This is a genomic window from Sandarakinorhabdus rubra (genome assembly GCF_010994245.1).
Lineage (GTDB): Bacteria > Pseudomonadota > Alphaproteobacteria > Sphingomonadales > Sphingomonadaceae > Sandarakinorhabdus > Sandarakinorhabdus rubra.
This window is the reverse complement of record NZ_WMHO01000280.1, coordinates 1-2,852: the sequence shown is the minus strand read 5'-3', so window position 1 is coordinate 2,852 and position 2,852 is coordinate 1. Positions and strand designations below refer to the sequence as shown.

General features: G+C 69.5%; 2 protein-coding genes. Both read left to right on the top strand.

What is annotated here, in order from left to right; genetic code table 11:
* Positions 1–186: 186 nt before the first annotated feature.
* Positions 187–1,464 (top strand): cell division protein FtsA, encoded by a 1,278-nt coding sequence (gene ftsA / locus GJV64_RS13325; protein WP_235927759.1) that lies wholly within the window; start codon positions 187–189, stop codon positions 1,462–1,464.
* A 59-nt stretch (positions 1,465–1,523) separates the two neighbouring features.
* The coding region (gene ftsZ / locus GJV64_RS13320; RefSeq protein WP_235927758.1) for a cell division protein FtsZ at positions 1,524–2,852 on the top strand (1,329 nt) is incomplete at its 3' end.

Sequence of the window (2,852 nt, the reverse complement as noted above, 5' to 3'; positions counted from 1 at the left end):
GCTTTGCCCGGCTCGATGCCAAGGGCCCGGAACGGCTGCTGGGCGGGCGCTTCACCCGTTTCGACCTGCGCCTGCCTGGCCGCATGATCGTGGCCGGCCCGGCCGTGGCCAGCAGCCTCGCCGAAGCCGAGAAGGCCCGGCTCGCCGCCGCCCAGGCCAGAGCGATCTGAACGAGAAGGAGACCGCATGCCACCCCGCCTTCCCCTGCCACCCCTCGGCCGCGGCCAGACCGAGCGCCCGGTGGCCGTGCTCGACGTCGGCACCTCCAAGGTGTCGGCGCTGATCGCGCTGGTGGGCGGTGAAGGCCCGCCGCGCGTGATCGGCAGCGGCCAGAAGCCGTGCGCCGGCCTGAAGCGCGCCACCGTCACCGATTTCGACAAGGCCGAAATGGCCATCCGCGGCGCCATGGACCAGGCCGAACGCGCCGCCGGCCTGCAGGCCGAAAGCGTGATCGCCAGCTTTGCCGCCGGCAACATGGCCAGTTCCATGGCCAGCGCCGAGATCGACATCGCCGGCGCCAGCATCACCCCCACCGACATGGTGACCCTGCGCCAGGCCGGCCGCGCCGCCATCGATCCCAAGGGCCGCAGCGTCATCCACGCGCTGCCGGCGCTCTACACGCTCGATGGCCTGCCCGGGATCGAAAGCCCGCTTGGCCTGCATGCCGACCGGCTGGGCGTGGACATCCATGTCGTCACCGCCGACACGCCGGCCATCCTCAACTTCACCCGCGCCGTCGGCCAGGCGCATCTGGGGCTGGCCGGCCTGGTGGCCAGCCCGATCGCCGCCAGCCTCGCGGTGCTGGATGACGAGGAACGCGATATCGGCGTGGCACTGATCGAGATCGGCGCCGGCGTCACCAGCATCGCCGTCCACAAGTTCGGCATCGTGGTGGGCGTCGCCACCGTGCCGCTGGGCAGCGCCGACATAACCGACGACATCGCCGCCGCCTTCGCCACAAGGCGCAGCGTGGCGGAACGACTGAAGACCTTCGAGGGCGCTGCGGTCGCCACCACCCGCGACCAGACCGACCCGGTGATCATCCCGCCAGCGGTGGACGACGGCACCCAGGAACCCCTGAAGGTGCCGCGCGCGCAGCTGGTGAGCGTGATCCACACGCGGCTCGACATGCTGTTTGGCGAGATTGCCCGTGCGCTCTCCGCGCTGGGCTTTGTCGGCCCGCAGGCGCGACGCGTGGTCCTCACCGGCGGCGGCGCGGATCTGCGCGCCCTAGCCGATTATGCGGCCGGCGCGCTGGGCTGCAACGTGCGGGTCGGCCGGCCCCGCGGGCTGAGTGGCCTGCCCACCGCCCAGGAGGGACCGGCCTTTGCCACGCTGGCCGGGCTGGTGCTGTTCGCAGGCCGCGACCCCGGCGACCTGTGGCACCAGCAGGGCACAACGGAAGGTGCGACATCGCGTCGCGGGTTGACAGGGGTTTTCGAAAAACTGTGGGGAAGTCTGTGAAGGCGCTTCCCACCGATTCGCTCATCAACTAGTATGAATCTGGCAACGGGAGACACGACATGTTGGAATTCGCCAAGCCGGAATTGACGGAACTGAAGCCCCGCATCGCCGTGGTGGGGGTGGGTGGCGCTGGCTGCAACGCCGTCGCCAACATGATCGCAGCCGATCTGATGGGCGTCGAATTCATCGTTGCCAACACCGACGCCCAGCAGCTGGCGATGAGCCCGGCCGGCACCCGCATCCAGCTGGGCATGAAGATCACGCAGGGCCTGGGCGCCGGCGCCCGGCCCGACATCGGCCGAGCCGCCGCCGAGGAGACTCTGGACCAGCTGGAAAGCGCGCTTGATGGCGCCCACATGTGCTTCATCGCCGCTGGCATGGGCGGCGGCACCGGCACCGGCGCTGCCCCGGTGGTGGCCCGCGCCGCCCGCGAGAAGGGCATCCTCACCGTCGGTGTCGTCACCAAGCCGTTCGCCTTTGAAGGCAACAAGCGGATGAAGGCGGCCGAGGAAGGCATTGCCGAGCTGCAGAAGCATGTCGACACGCTGATCATCATCCCCAATCAGAACCTGTTCCTGATCGCCAACGCCAACACCACCTTCAAGGACGCCTTCGCCATGGCGGACCAGGTGCTGCACCAGGGCGTGCGCGGCATCACCGACCTGATGATCATGCCCGGCCTCATCAACCTCGACTTTGCCGACATCCGCACCGTGATGAGCGAGATGGGCAAGGCGATGATGGGCACCGGCGAGGCCAGCGGCGATGGCCGCGCCATCGAGGCGGCGCAGAAGGCCATCGCCAACCCGCTGCTGGATGAAGTGTCGATGCGCGGCGCCAAGGGCGTCATCATCAACATCACCGGCGGCGACGATCTCAAGCTGATGGAGGTGGACGAAGCTGCCAGCTACATCCGCGACATGGTGGACGACGAGGCCAACATCATCGTCGGCAGCGCCTTCAACCGCGACCTCGAAGGCGTGATGCGGGTGAGCGTGGTGGCCACCGGCATCGATGCCGCTGCCAAGCCGCTGCCCATCCCCGCACCGGCCAAGAAGTCGGCACAGCCGACCTTCCTTGCCCAGTCCAGCATCTTCTCGCTGCCGCCGGAACCGCTGCCGGAACTGACCTCAGAGGTGATTGGCGAGGTGGCCGCCGAGCCGGCCGCTCCGGCGCCGCTGCCGGCCATGACCGAAGTGGACACGCCGGCCGAGCCGATCACGGAAGACGCGCCGGCTCTGGCCGCCGCTGCCCCGGAACCGGAACCGGCCATCAGCGAGCCCGAGGATGACGCGCTCGACCTGTCCGCCGTTGGCGAGCGGGTGGAGGAGGCGCCGCCGATGAGCTTTGGCTTCACGCCGCGTGCCCCGGTGCCGCCGTTGGCCGGC